Consider the following 15,772-nt stretch of genomic DNA (forward strand, 5'->3'; position numbering starts at 1 on the left):
GGACGCTCTTTCTTATACATGCAGCAGCAAGTGTTCCCGTTCCCACGGGCTGATGACGGTCATGAACTCCTGGTGCTCGAGTTCCTTCACCGCCGAATAGACGTCGATGAAGCGCTCGCCCAGGATGTCGCGCAGGCGGTCTTCGCGGCGCAGCAGGGTGAGCGCCTCCGGCAATCCCTGCGGCAGTTCGACGTCCATCTTGTAGGCGCTGCCCTCGACCATCGGGGTCGGCTCGATCTGTTCCTGGATGCCGAGGTAGCCGCAGGCCAGGGTGACGGCCAGCGCCAGATAGGGATTGGCGTCGGCGCCGATCACGCGGTTCTCGACGCGGCGGTCCTGCGAACCCGACACCGGCACGCGGATGCCGACCGTGCGGTTGTCGACGCCCCACTGCAGGTTGATCGGCGCGGCGGTGCGGCGCACGATGCGGCGGTAGGAGTTCACGTAGGGCGCGACGATCGCCATCGCCGACGGCATGTACTTCTGCAGGCCGCCGACGTACCAGCGGAACAGCTCGGACGGCGCGCCGTTTTCGTCGCTGAAGATATTCTGGCCGGTCTCGCCGTCGACCACGCTCTGGTGCACGTGCATCGCCGAACCGGGTTCGCCCGCCATCGGCTTGGCCATGAAGGTGGCGTACATGTCGTGCTTGAGCGCGGCCTCGCGCAAGGTGCGCTTGAAGTAGAAGACCTTGTCGGCCAGGCCGAGCGGCTCGCCGTGCTGGAAGTTGATCTCCATCTGGCCGGCGCCGATCTCGTGGATCAGCGTGTCGACGTCCAGGCCCATCATGTCGCAGTAGTCGTAGATGTCTTCGAACAGCGGATCGAATTCGTTGACGGCGTCGATGCTGTACACCTGGCGGCTGGTCTCGGAGCGTCCGCTGCGGCCGATCGGCGCGGCCAGCGGCAGGTCGGGATCGATGTTCTTGGCCGTCAGGTAGAACTCGAGTTCGGGCGCCACCAGCGGCTTCCAGCCCTTCTGCGTGTACAGCTTGAGCACGCGCCGCAGCACGCTGCGCGGGGCGAAGTCGACCAGGCGGCCGTCGGAGAAATAGCAGTCGTGGATGACCTGGGCGGTGGGATCGACGGCCCACGGCACCATCGTGATGGTGCCGGGATCGGCCTTCAGGATCATGTCGCGGTCGGTGGTCGAGATCGCGCGGTCGAAGGCATCGTCGTTCTCGGGCGAGTTGCCGGTGACGGTCATGCCGAGCACGATCTCCGGCAGGCGCATGCCGCGGTCTTCGGTAAATTTTACACGTGGCAAAATTTTGCCGCGGGCGACGCCGGTCAGGTCGGGGACCAGGCATTCGATTTCGGTGACTCGCTTACCGTTGAGCCACTCGTCCATGTCGTTGTATGAAAAATTGTCGCGGATAGCCATGATGGTTCCTCTGTTCCTTGAATGAACGCGGGCGCGCAAACGCGGCCCGCGGCGCGCGGTTTGGTCTGAACAGGGACGCTATGGAACGGAGCGGGCCGCCCATTTTTCATAGGCGGTCATAAGTTCTTCCGTTTTTTGGATTGAAAGCGGGCACGGCAGGCGTCGCCGAAGGCGCCGAACATCTTCATCGAGTGCGGATTGTGGGCGATGCGCCATTCCGGGTGCCATTGGACGGCCAGGGTAAAGCCCGGCGAGGTGGAGACGGAAAACGCCTCGACCAGGCCATCTTCCGCTACCGCCTCCACCGTCAGGCCGGGCGCCAGTTCGTTCACGCCCTGGCCGTGCAGGGAATTGACGGGAATTTCGTCCTTGCCCAGGATGCCGTGCAGCATGCCACCTTCGATGATGCGGATCTTGTGCGCATCGCCGTACTGCTCGTCCATGCCCAGTTCGGGATTCTCGCGATGGTCGAAGTGTCCCGGCACCGTCTGCACCGCCTGGAACAGGCTGCCGCCCAGCGCCACGTTCATCTCCTGGAAGCCGCGGCAGATCGCGATGATCGGAATGCCGCGCTTGACCGCTTCGCGGATCAAGGGCAGCGTGGTCTGGTCGCGCGCCGGATCCTGCGGCAGGGTCGGGTCGAGTAGTTCTTCGGAGTAATAGCTGGGATGAACATTCGATGCCGAGCCGGTCAGCATGATGCCGTCGCACAGGTCGAGCATGGTTTCCAGGTCGAGCGTCTCCCCCAGCGACGGCAGGATCATCGGCGCGCAATCGGCGCCGATCACGACTGCATCGACATACTTGTGCTGGGCCGCGTGATAAGGATGTTCTCCGAAATCGCGGGTGCAAGCGGGGACGATAACGATCGGGCGCATGTTCTCTACCTTTGTGAAGTGAGGCGCACACGGACCATCATACTGCAATCTGATCCAGGTGCGAGTGGCCGTTGATGCAGATCAACTGTTCAGAAAACCGATAACAAAATCTTATCGTCAACTCGGAAACGGTGCCAACACGAACGGCAGCGCTTGCATAAGAGTAGCGGGAACGACGTAGCGCATTGCGTGGTATCTTTGTCCTCTAATACGAACAAGCACGAGGAAACCATGCTGAACCTGAAAGATCCTTCCCTGCTGCGCCAACAGGCGTATATCGACGGCGAATGGTGCGATGCCCGCGAGGGCCAGACCGTGACGGTGACCAATCCGGCCACCGGCGAATCGCTGGGGACCGTGCCCCACATGGGCGCGCAGGAGACCCGCCGCGCGATCGAGGCCGCGAATGCCGCCTGGCCGGCATGGCGCAAGAAGACCGCGCGCGAACGCGCCCTCATCCTGCGCAAGTGGAACGACCTGATGCTCGAGAACGCGGACGACCTGGCCGCCATCATGACCGCCGAACAGGGCAAGCCGCTGACCGAAGCGAAAGGCGAAGTCGGCTACGCCGCCTCCTTTTTCGAATGGTTCGGCGAGCAGGCCAAGCGCATCGAAGGCGACGTGCTGGAATCGCCGGCGCGCGACCGCCGCCTGATCGTGACCAAGGAGCCGATCGGCGTCTGCGCCGCCATCACCCCGTGGAACTTCCCGTCCGCGATGATCACCCGCAAGGTGGCTCCGGCCCTCGCCGCCGGCTGCCCGATCGTGCTGAAGCCCGCCGAGCTGACCCCGTTCTCCGCCCTGGCCCTGGCCGTGCTGGCCGAACGCGCCGGCGTGCCGAAAGGCGTGTTCTCGGTCGTGATCGGCGATGCGAAGGCGATCGGCGCCGAAATGTGCGCCAACCCGATCGTGCGCAAGCTGAGCTTCACGGGCTCGACCCCGGTCGGCCGCCTGCTGATGGAACAGTGCGCGCCGACGGTGAAAAAACTGTCGCTGGAACTGGGCGGCAACGCTTCCTTCATCGTCTTCGACGACGCCGACCTCGATGCGGCCGTCGAGGGCGCGCTCGCCTCGAAGTACCGCAACGCCGGCCAGACCTGTGTCTGCGCCAACCGCATCTATGTGCAGGACGGCGTGTACGACGAATTCGCGCGCCGCTTCACCGAGAAGGTCAAGGGACTCAAGGTCGGCAACGGCATGGAGCCTGGCGTGAACCAGGGTCCGCTGATCGAAGACAAGGCCCTCGTGAAGGTGGAGAACCACATCGCCGACGCGCTGTCGAAAGGCGCCCGCCTGCTGTTGGGCGGCAAGCGCCATGAACTCGGCCACAGCTTCTTCCAGCCGACCGTGCTGGCCGACGTGACCCCGGCCATGCTGATTTCGGAAGAGGAAACCTTCGGTCCGGTGGCGCCGCTGTTCCGCTTCAAGACCGAAGAGGAAGTCATCGCCCTCGCCAACAACACGGAATTCGGCCTCGCCTCGTATTTCTATGCGCGCGATATCAACCGCGTGTGGCGCGTGGCCGAGCAGATCGAGACCGGCATGGTGGGCGTGAACACCGGCCTGATCTCGAACGAGGTCGCGCCTTTCGGCGGGGTGAAGCAGTCCGGCCTGGGCCGCGAAGGTTCCAAGTACGGCATGGACGACTACCTGGTCATCAAGTACATCTGCCTCGGCGGCATGTGAGCACGGACCGAACATGGCCTACGATCCCATGTCCGATGTCGAGGATGCGCCGCTGTTCATCATGCCGCGCGTCCTCGAACAGCTGCGCGCCTTCCGCGACGGTCCCAAGCTGGCCGACCTGCCGGGCATGAACCCGTCGGCGGAACGCGAGCGCCTGGCGGTGGTGCTGGGCGACCTGGCCACGCGCCTGCTGGCCGGCATCGAAGCGCATCCGACCAAGTTCTGGGTCATGAAGCAGTTCCAGCAGTCGCTGGAACTGGTGCAGGAGGAAGATACCGAGGCGAGGGAACACTTCGGTAGCGAACTCGAGCGCCTGATGGACCTCCTCGGGATCGGGAGTTCGGACGGCCTGCTGGCTTGTTATCTGGGAAGTATTTGAACGTTGTTGATTTTCCACACGGCAACGTTTTGATTGTTTTGTAGGACTTGTCCTACTAGAATCTCACTCATTGTCACAACCAGTGACATCCCACTGCGTTGGCCCAACCCCGCCAACCAGCAGCGACCGCACTGCCTACCTCCGCCTACGTTTTGCCTGGACCCCAGATGTTCAGTGGCCGCTTGCACCCTTCTTCGACAACAAGGACTCCATAGAAATGAAGCTGAATAACATGAAGATCGGCCAGCGCCTCGGCCTGGGCTTTGGATTGATGCTGGCCCTGCTGATCCTGGTCGCGATCTTCGGTCTCGAAAACATGAACGCGCTCAACGCGGCCGTGGACAAAATCGTCAACAACAACAACGTCCAGATCAAGAACGTGACCGACATGCGCGATGTCCAGCGCCGCATCGCCATCAACGTGCGCGACATCATCCTCACCAGCGACGACGCGGAAATGGCAAACCTCGCCAAAACGATCGAAGGCGCATGGCAGGAATACGACCGGGCCATCGCCACCCTCGACAAGATGATCGTCGATCCGCAGTTGCGGGCGCAGCTGGAACAGATCGCGGCCGCGCGCAACACGGCGGCGCCCCTGATCGCGAAAACCCAGCAACTGGGTAGGGAAAACAAGAACGACGAAGCGGTCGGCCTGATGAAGTCCAGCGTCATGCCGGCCACCAGGGCATGGCTGGCCGAGATCACGAAAATGGTGGAAGCCCAGGCCGCCCGCAACCAGGCCGAACTGGCAGCCGGCCAGGTCGAGTTCAGGCAGGCGCGCATGGTGCTGATCGGCGTGGCCGTCATCGCCCTGCTGGCCGCGGTTGCCATCGGCTTCTTCATCACGCGCTCGATCACGCTGCCGATGCGCCGCGCGGTGGACGTTGCCAAGACCGTCGCCGCCGGCGACCTCACCAGCCACATCGAAGTCAATTCGACCGACGAAACCGGCGAACTGCTGGCAGCCCTGAAGGACATGAACCGCTCGCTGCAGACCATCGTCGGTCAGGTGCGCAGCGGCACCGGAACCCTCGCCACCGCCTCGAACGAAATCGCGACCGGCAACCTGGACCTGTCCAGCCGCACCGAACAGCAGGCCGGCGCGCTCGAAGAAACCGCCTCCTCGATGGAAGAGCTGACCTCGACCGTCAAGCAGAATGCGGAAAACGCGCGTCAGGCCAACCAGCTGGCGATGTCGGCATCGAACGTGGCCGTGCGCGGCGGCGAGGTAGTCTCCGACGTGGTGATCACGATGAACTCGATCAATGAATCGGCCAACAAGATCGTCGACATCATCGGCGTCATCGACGGCATCGCCTTCCAGACGAATATCCTGGCACTGAATGCGGCGGTGGAAGCGGCCCGTGCCGGCGAACAGGGCCGCGGCTTTGCCGTGGTGGCCTCCGAGGTGCGTAACCTGGCCCAGCGCTCGGCCGCCTCCGCCAAGGAAATCAAGACCCTGATCGGCGACTCGGTCGAGAAGGTCGGCCAGGGCAGCCGCCTGGTGCAGCAGGCCGGCTCGACCATGGGCGAGATCGTCGCCAGCGTGCGCCGCGTGACCGACATCATGGGCGAGATCACGGCCGCGAGCCAGGAACAGGAAGCCGGTATCGAGCAGATCAACAAGGCGATCGGCGAAATGGATTCCGTCACCCAGCAGAACGCGGCCCTGGTGGAAGAAGCGGCGGCCGCCGCGCAATCGCTGCAGGAGCAGTCCGGGCAGCTGGAAGAGCTGGTCAGTACCTTCCGCCTGGCTGGTGCTGCGGGGCAGGCTGTTCGCTCTGCACCGGCAACGCGTTTGGCGCTGGCTGCCTGATCCTACGATTTGTATTCATAATACTTGCGCGCGTCGCCGCGCACCTGCTCGGCCGGGTACTTGGCCCGGTTGAGCACCATCTTCTCCTGCACCGCCGCCAGCAGGTCGACGTCGAGCTTGTCGGCCAGGCGCACCAGGTAGACCAGCACGTCCGCCATCTCGTGCCGTACTTCCACCAGCTTGCTTGGTCCGAGTTCCTCGGCGCGGCCATGCTGCAGCCACTGGAAATGCTCCAGCAGCTCGGCCGCTTCCACCGTCATCGCGCAGGCCAGGTTCTTCGGCGTGTGGAACTGGTCCCAGTCGCGCTCGTCGACGAATTCGCGCACCATCGCCCGCAGCCGGGCGAGGTCGCCAAATGCCGAATCATTTGCCATAATCGTGCTCCAATACAAGTGTCCCTTGTGGGACGGCCATGATACAGCGGCCGGACTCACCAGGGCGCTGATAACGCTATCAAACCAGACGATGAACAAACCAGAAACCCTTCGCAGCCGCAGCAGCGGCCGCGTCACGCTGTCCGAGGTGGCGGCGCGGGCCGGCGTCGGGACCATGACGGTGTCGCGCGCAATCAACCAGCCGGAGCTGGTGTCGGCCGCGCTGCGCGCACGCATCGAGGAGGCCGTGGCGGAACTGGGCTACGTGCCCAACCGCGCCGCCCGCGCGCTTGCATCGGCGCAGTCGAAGGTGATCGTGGTGCTGGTGCCGTCGCTGTCGAACGCCGTGTTCACCGAAGTCCTGGCCGGCATCCAGGACGCGCTGGAAAAGGATGGCTACCAGATCCTGATCGGCAATACCCGCTACTCCGACGCCGAGGAAGAAAAGCTTCTCAACATTTACCTGCAGTCGAACCCGGATGGCGTGCTGCTGTCCGGCCTGACCCACAGCAAGCAGGTCACGAAAATCCTGACCACGTCGAAATTGCCGGTGGTCTCGATGATGGACCTCGCGAGTTCGCCGGACGCGCTGTCGGTGGGCTTTTCGCAGATCGAGGCCGGCTACACCATGACCCGCTACCTCGTCGACAAGGGCTACAAGCGCATCGGCTTCATGGGCGCCCAGCGCGACGAGCGCACGCTGAAGCGGGCCGAAGGCTACCGCCGCGCCCTGCAGGAAACCGGCCTGTACGATCCCCTGCTCGAGACCATGGTGAACGACCCCTCCACGATCGCGCTCGGCGCCGAACTGCTGGGACGCATGCTGTCGGTGACGCCCGACTGCGACGCCATCTTCTGCTGCAACGATGACCTGGCCCAGGGCGCGATCTTCCAGTGCCAGCGGCGCGGCATCGCGGTGCCCGGCCGGCTCGCCATCTGCGGTTTCAACGACCTGCCGGTGTCGGCCTGGATGAATCCTTCCCTCACCACCATCGCCACCCCGCGCTACCGCGTCGGTTTCGAGGCGGCCCAGCTGCTGCGCGCCGTCATTCATGGCGAAACGCCCGCCGTCACCCGCATCGATCTCGGCTTCACCCTGATGGCGCGCGAAAGCGCCTGATCCTTCTCCCGGCCGCTTGCGAGAGAGCGGCCGCGGCATCCACCGTTTTCCGCTCGTGCTGCGCCGCAGCATGAAAACTTCTTTACAAAACCATTGATCGGCGTAGACTCGCCACGTCTGATAACGCTACCAAATTTATCATGATTTATCATCAGCCCATCAATCAAAGCCCCGAACCCACCTCGTCCGCCCCGCCGGCGCGCTGGGTCGTCATGGGGGTCTCCGGCTGCGGCAAGAGCGAGGTCGGGCAGCGGCTGGCGCAGGCGCTGGGCGTACGCTTCCTCGAAGGCGACGCCTTCCACAGCGTATCGAACGTGGCCAAGATGGCTTCCGGCATTCCTCTCAACGACGACGACCGTGCCGATTGGCTGCGCATCCTGCAGGGCGAGATCGCCGCGGCCCGGGCGCGCGGCGAAGGCCTGGTGCTGGCCTGTTCGGCCCTCAAGCGCCGTTACCGCGACCTGCTGCGCGCCGCCGACCCCGACCTGCGCTTCGCCCACCTGAGCGGCCCTCGCGAGCTGATCGCCCAGCGCATGCTGGCGCGCACCGCCCACTACATGCCGGCCTCGCTGCTCGACAGCCAGCTGCGCGACCTCGAACCCCTGCAGCAGGACGAAGCCGGCCTGCTGCTCGACCTCAGCAAGACACCTCCGGCGCTCACCGAAGAAATACTGCATACCGAGGGTCGCTAGAACCCGTTCATCAACACGACATAGGAGACACAAGCATGGCCTCAACCAGACAACAAGGTATTCCCCGGCGCCGCTGGGGCATCGGCGCGCTGCTCGGCGCGGGCGTCCTGATCAACTACATCGACCGCATCGGCCTGTCGGTCGCGGCGCCCCAGATCAAGGATGTGTTCCACCTCAGCGCCGTCGAACTGGGCCTGCTGTTTTCCGCCTTCGCCTGGTCGTATTCGCTGCTGCAGATTCCGGTCGGGATGGTGCTGGACCGCTTCGGCCCGACCCGGGTCGGACGCTGGGGCGCCTTCCTGTGGGGCCTGGCCTCGATCATTACGGCATTCTCGAGCGGCTTCGCCGGCATCTTCGTGGCGCGCATCCTGCTGGGCGTGGCCGAAGCGCCGGCCTTCCCGGTCAGCTCCAAGGCCACGGGCTACTGGTTCCCGCGTAACGAGCGCGGCCTGGCCACCGCGATCTTCGACGCCGCCGCCAAGTTCTCGAACGTGATCGGGGTGCCGCTGGTGGCGGTCACGGTGGTGAGCTTCGGCTGGCGCTGGGGTTTCGCCCTCACCGCGACCCTGAGCTTCCTGTATTTCATCGCCTTCTACGTGCTGTACCGCGACCCGAGCGCCGACCGCAAGCTGTCGAAAGCCGAATACGACTACATCCAGCGCGGCGGCGCCGCGCCCGAGGGCCCGGCCGATGCCGGCGCCCTCAATATGCTCGGCTATCTGCTGACCAAGTCCAAGGTATGGGGCCTGACGATCGGTTTCGCCGCCTACGGCTACACCTTCTACCTGTTCCTGACCTGGCTGCCCGGCTACCTGGTCGAGTCGATGCACATGAGCATCCTGAAGTCGGCCGGATTCGCCGCCATCCCCTGGGCCTTCGCCACCCTGACCGACCTGTTCGTCGGCGGCTGGCTGATCGACCACCTGGTTTCGCGGGGCAGGAACGAATCGAAGGTGCGCAAGACCGTGCTGATCGTCGGCATGACCTTCGGCCTGGCCGTGTTCGGCGCCACCCAGACCGTTGACCCGGCCTGGGCCATCTTCTGGATCTCGATCGCCCTGGGCGGCCTGGCCTCGGCCGCGCCGGTCGGCTGGTCGCTACCTTCGCTGATCGCGCCGAAGGGCGGCGCCGGCACCATCGGCGGCATCATGAACTTCGCGAACAACCTGATGGGCGCTGCCGCACCGATCGTGACCGGCATGATCGTCGGCGCCACCGCCTCGTTCGCCAATGCCTTCTTCGTCGCCGGCGTCATCCTCGTCATCGGCATCGTCTGCTTCGTGTTCGTGCTAGGGAAGATCGAACCGATTCCCGATCCGGAATCCGGCAAGCCCGCAGTACGCGCACCGGCCAAGACCGCCTGATAGAACAACAAAAAAAGAAAGACGAAGATGAAATCCAAGTTTTCCCTGATGTGCGCAGCCATGCTGTGCAGCGGCGCGGCGCTGGCCGACGGTTCGGTCGCCTTTTATGGCGTGATGGATGTGGGCGTGTCGGTGGACCAGGGCGGCGTCACCGGCACCTCGACCCGCGTGACCAGCGGCATGGCCACCCAGAGCCGCTGGGGCTTCCGTGGCAGCGAAGACCTTGGCCAGGGCATGGCCGCGTTCTTCGTGATCGAGGGCGGCATCCACGCCGACAACGGCACCTCGACCCAGAACAACACGCTGTTCGGCCGCACCTCGATCGTCGGCCTGCGCGGCCGCCTCGGTTCGGTCTCCGCCGGCCTGCAGGACACGCCGCTGTTCACCACGCTCAACGTGGTGGTCGACCCGCTGCGCAACGGCGTCGTGCGCTCCAACAACCTGATGCCGCCGACAGGATTCCGGGCGTCGAACTCGGTGCTGTACCGTAGCCCCGATATGAATGGATTCAGCGGCGATCTGATGTATGTGGCCGGCGAAGTCGCCGGCGACAGCGCCGCCGGACGGGCCTTCGGCGGCTCCTTCGGCTACACCGGCGGCCCGCTGTCGGCCCGCATCGCCTATCACCGCAAGAACAACGACACCTCGATCCTGAGCGGCACCGACCCGGCGCGCAACCTGCTGCTGGGTGCGAACTACGACTTCGGGATCCTGCGCGCCTACTTCGGCTACGAGGTGAACAAGGGCCGCAACAGCGCGCCCCTGAACAATGGCGCGGCAGTGTTTGGCGGCCTGCCGCCGATCGCGTCGACCGACAGCCGCGACCTGCTGCTGGGCGCGTCGGTGCCGTTCGGCGCCAGCACCGTGGTCCTGACCTATGTGCGGGCGGACGACCGCACCCTGCACAACCAGGATGCGCAACAGCTGGGCGCTGCCTACATGTATGCGTTCTCGAAGCGCAGCGACGTCTACGCCTCCTACGGCGTGATCCACAACCACAACGGCGCCGCCTACACCGAAGGCAACAGCGAAGAACCCGGCACGGGCAACCGCCAGCTCGCGATGGGCTTGCGCCATCGCTTCTGACGGCCTGCCGGCTCAGTTGCCGGCGTCGCTTTCCAGATAACGCTGCAAGATCAGGTCCAGCTTCGGCTGGACCTCCTGGTGGCTGCCGACCGTGATGCCGAGGTCGCGCAGCTGCAGCGGCTCGCTCACGCCGGGGTCCAGCCGTCCGCGTAGCGCGCCAGCAGCGCGTCGTATTTCTGCGTCAGTTCCTCGGCGCTGGACACCGTCATGCCGAGATCGCGCAGCAGGCCGTCCTTCAAGCCGTACACCCAGCTGTGGATCGTCAGTTCCTGCCCGCGGTCCCAGGCGTCCTGAACCACCGTGGTTTGGGCGCAGTTGATCACCTGCTCGGCCACGTTCAGCTCGACCAGCCGATCGTGGGCGACGGTAGGCTGCACGATCTCTCCCAGGTAGCGGCCGTGCTTGTGCTTGACGTCCTGCACGTGGCGCAGCCAGTTGTCGGTCAGGCCGACCCGGCGTCCGGTGAGGGCCGCGTGCACGCCACCGCAGCCGTAATGACCGCAGACGATGACGTGCTTCACCTTGAGCACATCAATGGCGAACTGGAGCACCGACAGGCAGTTCAGGTCCGAGTGCACCACCACGTTCGCCACGTTGCGATGGACGAACATCTCGCCCGGCATCATGCCCAGCAGTTCGTTGGCGGGCACGCGGCTGTCCGAGCAGCCGATCCACATGTATTCCGGGGCCTGCTGCGCGGCCAGCGAATTAAAGAAATCGGGTTGCTTGGCGACGACCGATTCCGCCCAGGCGCGGTTCTTGGCGAACAGCTCCCTGGTGATGGGTTTTGAGTTAGGCATCTGATTCTCTCGACCTTGTGTTTAAGATAACTATTAATGCAAAAAAAACCGCTGGGACTCGCGCCATCCAGCGGTTGTCGACTTCTTACTCGAAGAAGTCCTTCACTTTATCCATCCAGCCCTTGCTCTGGGGGCTGTGCTTGGCGCCGCCCTCCTTGGTCAGGCGCTCGAACTCGCGCAGCAGGTCCTTCTGCTTGTCGGTCAGCTTGACCGGGGTCTCGACCACGACGTGGCAGAACAGGTCGCCCGCGTAGCCGGAGCGCACGCCTTTGACGCCCTTGCCCTTCAGGCGGAAGATCTTGCCGGTCTGGGTGCCTTCGGGGATGGTGAAGGATACCTTGCCGCCCAGGGTCGGCACCTCGATCTCGCCGCCCAGTGCCGCCTTGCTGAACGAGATCGGCATTTCGCAATGCAGGTCGTCGCCTTCGCGCTGGAACACCTCGTGCGGCTTGATGTGGATCTCGACGTACAGGTCACCCGGAGGACCGCCGTTGGTACCCGGCTCGCCGTTGCCCGACGAGCGGATCCGCATGCCGTTGTCGATACCGGCCGGGATCTTGACTTCCAGGGTCTTGTTGCGCTTGATGCGCCCGGCGCCGCCGCAGGCCGCGCACGGTTCCGGGATGATCTTGCCGCTGCCATGGCACTTCGGGCAGGTCTGCTGGATCGAGAAGAAGCCCTGCTGCATGCGCACCTGGCCGTGGCCGTGGCAGGTCGAGCAGGTGACCGGCTGGGTGCCCGGCTTGGCGCCGCTGCCGTGGCAGGTATCGCACTTGTCCCAGCTCGGCACGCGGATGGTGGTGTCGAAGCCGGCGGCTGCCTGTTCCAGCGTGATCTCGAGGTTGTAGCGCAGGTCGGCGCCGCGGTACACCTGCGGGCCCGAGCTGCGGCCGCGGCCGCCGCCGAAGATATCGCCGAAGATGTCGCCGAAGGCGTCCGAGAAACCGCCGGCGCCGAAACCGCCGCCCATGCCGCTGTTCGGATCGACGCCGGCGTGACCGTAACGGTCGTACGCTTCGCGCTTCTCCGGATTGGTCAGCATCTCGTAGGCTTCCTTGACCTCCTTGAACTTCTCCTCCGCTTCCTTGTTATCCGGATTGCGGTCGGGGTGGTACTTCATCGCGAGCTTGCGATAGGCCTTCTTGATCTCGTCTTCCGACGCAGTCTTGGCGACCCCGAGGATCTCGTAAAAATCACGCTTTGCCATTTGTCGGCACCTTGCTGTCTATCTTGAAAAACTGTCTGTGCAAAAAAACCGAGCCGGGCACCAGAAGGCTGCATCGGCTCGGGATGTTCCGCGTTGGGAGCTAACTTGAGCGGCTAACCCCCTATTGTGACATTACTTGGCGTCCTTGACTTCCTTGAAGTCGGCGTCGACCACGTCATCGTCCGCCTTGGCGCCCGATTCAACACCCGGCTGTTGCGCGCCAGCCGCACCCGCAGCGCCAGCCTGCTGGCCCTGCATGTCGGCGTACATCTTCTCGCCCAGCTTTTGCGCGGCGGTCGACAGGGATGCCACCTTGGCATCGATCTCGGCCTTGTCGCCCGATTTGATCGAGCCTTCCAGGTCGGCGATCGCGGCTTCGATCTTTTCCTTCTCGCCGCCGTCCAGCTTGTCGCCGTACTCGGTCAGGGACTTGCGGGTCGAGTGGACCAGCGCGTCGGCCTGGTTGCGCGACTCCGCCAGTTCCTTGACCTTCTTGTCCTCTTCCGCGTTCAGCTCGGCGTCCTTCACCATCTTCTGGATCTCGTCTTCCGACAGACCCGAGTTGGCCTTGATGGTGATCTTGTTTTCCTTGCCGGTGGCCTTGTCCTTCGCGCCCACGTGCAGGATGCCGTTGGCGTCGATGTCGAAGGTCACTTCGATCTGCGGGGTGCCGCGCGGTGCCGGCGGGATGCCTTCCAGGTTGAACTCGCCCAGGCTCTTGTTGCCCGCTGCGATTTCACGCTCGCCCTGGTAGACCTTGATGGTCACGGCCGGCTGGTTGTCGTCGGCGGTCGAGAACACCTGCGAGAACTTGGTCGGGATCGTGGTGTTCTTGTGGATCATCTTGGTCATCACGCCGCCCAGGGTTTCGATACCCAGCGACAGCGGGGTCACGTCCAGCAGCAGCAGGTCCTTGCGGTCGCCGGCCAGCACCGAGCCCTGGATCGCGGCGCCGACTGCGACGGCCTCGTCCGGGTTGACGTCCTTGCGCGGATCCTTGCCGAAGAACTCCTTCACTTTTTCCTGCACCTTCGGCATGCGGGTCATGCCGCCGACCAGGATGATGTCGTCGATGTCCGACACCTTGATGCCGGCATCCTTGATGGCGACGCGGCACGGCTCGATGGTCTTGTTGATCAGTTCCTCGACCAGGGCTTCCAGCTTGGCGCGGGTGATCTTCAGGTTCAGGTGGACCGGCGCGCCGTTCGCCATGGCGATGTACGGCTCGTTGATCTCGGTCTGCTGCGAGGACGACAGCTCGATCTTCGCGCGCTCGGCCGAAGCCTTGATGCGCTGCAGGGCGATCGGGTCCTTCGACAGGTCGAGGCCGTTGATCTTCTTGAATTCGTCGATGATGTAGTCGATCACGCGCTGGTCGAAGTCTTCGCCGCCCAGGAAGGTGTCGCCGTTGGTCGACAGCACTTCGAACTGCTTCTCGCCATCGACGTCGGCGATCTCGATGATCGACACGTCGAAGGTGCCGCCGCCGAGGTCATACACGGCGATCTTGCGGTCGCCCTTGTCGGTCTTGTCCAGGCCGAATGCCAGCGCGGCCGCGGTCGGCTCGTTGATGATGCGCTTGACGTCCAGGCCCGCGATGCGGCCGGCGTCCTTGGTCGCCTGGCGCTGCGAGTCGTTGAAGTAGGCCGGCACGGTGATCACGGCTTCGGTGACTTCTTCGCCCAGGTAGTCCTCGGCGGTCTTCTTCATCTTGCGCAGCACTTCCGCCGAGATCTGCGGCGGCGCCAGTTTCTTGTCGCGCACGCTGACCCAGGCGTCGCCGTTGTCGGCCTTGACGATCGCGTACGGCATCAGGCCGATGTCCTTCTGGACTTCTTTTTCGTCGAACTTACGGCCGATCAGGCGCTTGACCGCGAACAGGGTGTTTTTCGGATTGGTGACAGCCTGGCGTTTTGCCGGCGCGCCGACGAGGATCTCGCCGTCTTCCTGGTAAGCGATGATCGAAGGCGTAGTGCGAGCACCTTCGGCATTTTCGATGACCTTGGGCTGACCATTTTCCATGATCGCCACGCAGGAGTTGGTGGTGCCCAGGTCGATACCGATGATTTTGCCCATAATATTTTCCTTTAATACTTAGTTTTAGTTTTCAGATGTGTCGAATATAGGGAAAAACTGCGTGCTTTCAAGAGCTTGGAATTAGCACGAGCAAATTTATTTCGGCTGTGCAGCGGTCACGATGGCCGGGCGCAGCAGGCGGTCGGCGATCATGTAACCTTTTTGCAACACTGTGACCACGGTATTCGCTTCCTGCTCCGACGGTACGACGGCGACGGCCTGGTGCTTGTTCGGGTCGAGCTTGTCGCCCGGCTGCGGCATCACTTCGACCAGGCGGTTCTTCTCGAACGCGGCGGTGAGCTGCTTGAGGGTCATCTCGACACCTTCCTTGATTGATTCCACGGTAGGGGCTTCGACCTTCAGCGCCATCTCCAGGCTGTCGCGCACCGGCACCATGGCCTCGGCAAAGCTTTCGATGGCAAATTTGTGGGCCTTGCTCACATCTTCCTGGGCGCGGCGGCGGATATTGTCCGCTTCGGCCTTGGCGCGCATGAAGGCATCGTGCATCTCGGCCAGCTTGGCTTCGGTGGCGCTCAGCTGTTCTTCGAGACTCGGCTCCGACGACGCCGGCGTTGCCTGGCCCGCATTCGCTGCGTTGGCTGCGGCGTCACCTTCCGGCTGGTTGGTCACCTCATGGTTTTCTTGGTCTTGCATCGAAAAAACTCCTAGAATCAAGGACTTGGCTGATTGATTGACTTGTCCTGCTTAACACACGGGCCCCATATGGGGCGATCCCCTACGTTTTCAAGGGGAATTGCAGCTCTAACATGTGCATATCCTGACATTTTTTGTTACAGGATTTACGCGGCAGCAGAACCCGGCAGCAGTTGGCCGTCTTACCATGTTTCCTAATTGGAACAGGGGAAAGATCATGAGACTGCATCTGATCAGCGGCGCCATAGTGGTCT

At 63.7% G+C, this 15,772-nt stretch carries 14 protein-coding genes; 7 read left to right on the forward strand and 7 right to left on the reverse strand.

The features are described 5' to 3' along the window. Nucleotides 1–12: 12 nt before the first annotated feature. Nucleotides 13–1,383 carry a glutamine synthetase family protein gene (locus tag AC1DOP_RS12820; protein WP_442122860.1) on the reverse strand — a complete coding sequence of 457 codons (1,371 nt, stop codon included), beginning with the start codon at nucleotides 1,381–1,383 and terminating at the stop codon, nucleotides 13–15. A 116-nt stretch (nucleotides 1,384–1,499) separates the two neighbouring features. Continuing rightward, complete coding sequence (locus AC1DOP_RS12825) at nucleotides 1,500–2,261, reverse strand: gamma-glutamyl-gamma-aminobutyrate hydrolase family protein (RefSeq protein ID WP_442122859.1); 762 nt, start codon at nucleotides 2,259–2,261, stop codon at nucleotides 1,500–1,502. A gap of 231 nt (nucleotides 2,262–2,492) precedes the next feature. On the opposite strand from AC1DOP_RS12825, the gene AC1DOP_RS12830 reads away from it, so the two are divergent. The 3 genes from AC1DOP_RS12830 to AC1DOP_RS12840 all read left to right on the forward strand — a co-directional run bounded on the left by AC1DOP_RS12830 (nucleotide 2,493) and on the right by AC1DOP_RS12840 (nucleotide 6,145). Next, nucleotides 2,493–3,947 carry an NAD-dependent succinate-semialdehyde dehydrogenase gene (locus AC1DOP_RS12830; RefSeq protein WP_477251561.1) on the forward strand — a complete coding sequence of 485 codons (1,455 nt, stop codon included), beginning with the start codon at nucleotides 2,493–2,495 and terminating at the stop codon, nucleotides 3,945–3,947. 13 nt (nucleotides 3,948–3,960) lie between these two features. Then, complete coding sequence (locus tag AC1DOP_RS12835) at nucleotides 3,961–4,326, forward strand: DUF4844 domain-containing protein (protein ID WP_442122857.1); 366 nt, start codon at nucleotides 3,961–3,963, stop codon at nucleotides 4,324–4,326. 217 nt (nucleotides 4,327–4,543) lie between these two features. Further along, a complete protein-coding gene (locus AC1DOP_RS12840; RefSeq protein ID WP_477251563.1) occupies nucleotides 4,544–6,145 on the forward strand; it encodes a methyl-accepting chemotaxis protein in 1,602 nt (533 codons plus the stop codon). Nucleotides 6,146–6,147: 2 nt separating this feature from the next. Here the strand turns inward: AC1DOP_RS12840 and AC1DOP_RS12845 are convergent, their stop codons facing one another. Next, nucleotides 6,148–6,519: a nucleotide pyrophosphohydrolase gene (locus AC1DOP_RS12845; RefSeq protein ID WP_442122855.1), complete on the reverse strand. Its 372-nt coding sequence runs from the start codon at nucleotides 6,517–6,519 to the stop codon at nucleotides 6,148–6,150. 91 nt (nucleotides 6,520–6,610) lie between these two features. On the opposite strand from AC1DOP_RS12845, the gene gntR reads away from it, so the two are divergent. The 4 genes from gntR to AC1DOP_RS12865 all read left to right on the forward strand — a co-directional run bounded on the left by gntR (nucleotide 6,611) and on the right by AC1DOP_RS12865 (nucleotide 10,781). Further along, a complete protein-coding gene (gene gntR / locus AC1DOP_RS12850) occupies nucleotides 6,611–7,639 on the forward strand; it encodes an HTH-type transcriptional regulator GntR (protein ID WP_442122854.1) in 1,029 nt (342 codons plus the stop codon). A 212-nt stretch (nucleotides 7,640–7,851) separates the two neighbouring features. After that, nucleotides 7,852–8,331, forward strand: coding sequence for a gluconokinase (locus AC1DOP_RS12855; protein ID WP_442122884.1), 480 nt, complete (start codon nucleotides 7,852–7,854; stop codon nucleotides 8,329–8,331). A gap of 35 nt (nucleotides 8,332–8,366) precedes the next feature. Then, nucleotides 8,367–9,695, forward strand: coding sequence for an MFS transporter (locus AC1DOP_RS12860; protein WP_477251566.1), 1,329 nt, complete (start codon nucleotides 8,367–8,369; stop codon nucleotides 9,693–9,695). A gap of 27 nt (nucleotides 9,696–9,722) precedes the next feature. Next, entirely contained in the window at nucleotides 9,723–10,781 is a 1,059-nt protein-coding gene (locus tag AC1DOP_RS12865; RefSeq protein WP_442122852.1) for a porin, read from the forward strand. Nucleotides 10,782–10,906: 125 nt separating this feature from the next. Here the strand turns inward: AC1DOP_RS12865 and can are convergent, their stop codons facing one another. The 4 genes from can to grpE form a co-directional block, all read right to left on the reverse strand. After that, the gene (can, locus tag AC1DOP_RS12870) at nucleotides 10,907–11,581 is read right to left on the reverse strand and encodes a carbonate dehydratase (protein ID WP_442122851.1); all 675 of its coding nucleotides are present in this window, start codon (nucleotides 11,579–11,581) and stop codon (nucleotides 10,907–10,909) included. Nucleotides 11,582–11,666: 85 nt separating this feature from the next. Then, a complete protein-coding gene (gene dnaJ / locus AC1DOP_RS12875; RefSeq protein WP_442122850.1) occupies nucleotides 11,667–12,788 on the reverse strand; it encodes a molecular chaperone DnaJ in 1,122 nt (373 codons plus the stop codon). Between the two features lie 132 nt (nucleotides 12,789–12,920). Beyond that, nucleotides 12,921–14,864, reverse strand: coding sequence for a molecular chaperone DnaK (gene dnaK / locus AC1DOP_RS12880; protein WP_477251569.1), 1,944 nt, complete (start codon nucleotides 14,862–14,864; stop codon nucleotides 12,921–12,923). A 96-nt stretch (nucleotides 14,865–14,960) separates the two neighbouring features. Further along, nucleotides 14,961–15,518 (reverse strand): nucleotide exchange factor GrpE, encoded by a 558-nt coding sequence (gene grpE, locus AC1DOP_RS12885; RefSeq protein ID WP_442122848.1) that lies wholly within the window; start codon nucleotides 15,516–15,518, stop codon nucleotides 14,961–14,963. Between the last annotated feature and the right edge of the window lie 254 nt (nucleotides 15,519–15,772).

It is taken from the genome of Massilia sp. 01N410, from assembly GCF_056399665.1.

Excerpts from the sequence above, each read along its gene's own strand:
- AC1DOP_RS12820 (WP_442122860.1), bottom strand. The coding sequence starts at position 1,383 with ATGGCTATCCGCGACAATTTTTCATACAACGACATGGACGAGTGGCTC.
- AC1DOP_RS12825 (WP_442122859.1), bottom strand. The coding sequence starts at position 2,261 with ATGCGCCCGATCGTTATCGTCCCCGCTTGCACCCGCGATTTCGGAGAA.
- AC1DOP_RS12830 (WP_477251561.1), top strand. The coding sequence starts at position 2,493 with ATGCTGAACCTGAAAGATCCTTCCCTGCTGCGCCAACAGGCGTATATC.
- AC1DOP_RS12835 (WP_442122857.1), top strand. The coding sequence starts at position 3,961 with ATGGCCTACGATCCCATGTCCGATGTCGAGGATGCGCCGCTGTTCATC.
- AC1DOP_RS12840 (WP_477251563.1), top strand. The coding sequence starts at position 4,544 with ATGAAGCTGAATAACATGAAGATCGGCCAGCGCCTCGGCCTGGGCTTT.
- AC1DOP_RS12845 (WP_442122855.1), bottom strand. The coding sequence starts at position 6,519 with ATGGCAAATGATTCGGCATTTGGCGACCTCGCCCGGCTGCGGGCGATG.
- gntR (WP_442122854.1), top strand. The coding sequence starts at position 6,611 with ATGAACAAACCAGAAACCCTTCGCAGCCGCAGCAGCGGCCGCGTCACG.
- AC1DOP_RS12855 (WP_442122884.1), top strand. The coding sequence starts at position 7,852 with ATGGGGGTCTCCGGCTGCGGCAAGAGCGAGGTCGGGCAGCGGCTGGCG.
- AC1DOP_RS12860 (WP_477251566.1), top strand. The coding sequence starts at position 8,367 with ATGGCCTCAACCAGACAACAAGGTATTCCCCGGCGCCGCTGGGGCATC.
- AC1DOP_RS12865 (WP_442122852.1), top strand. The coding sequence starts at position 9,723 with ATGAAATCCAAGTTTTCCCTGATGTGCGCAGCCATGCTGTGCAGCGGC.
- can (WP_442122851.1), bottom strand. The coding sequence starts at position 11,581 with ATGCCTAACTCAAAACCCATCACCAGGGAGCTGTTCGCCAAGAACCGC.
- dnaJ (WP_442122850.1), bottom strand. The coding sequence starts at position 12,788 with ATGGCAAAGCGTGATTTTTACGAGATCCTCGGGGTCGCCAAGACTGCG.
- dnaK (WP_477251569.1), bottom strand. The coding sequence starts at position 14,864 with ATGGGCAAAATCATCGGTATCGACCTGGGCACCACCAACTCCTGCGTG.
- grpE (WP_442122848.1), bottom strand. The coding sequence starts at position 15,518 with ATGCAAGACCAAGAAAACCATGAGGTGACCAACCAGCCGGAAGGTGAC.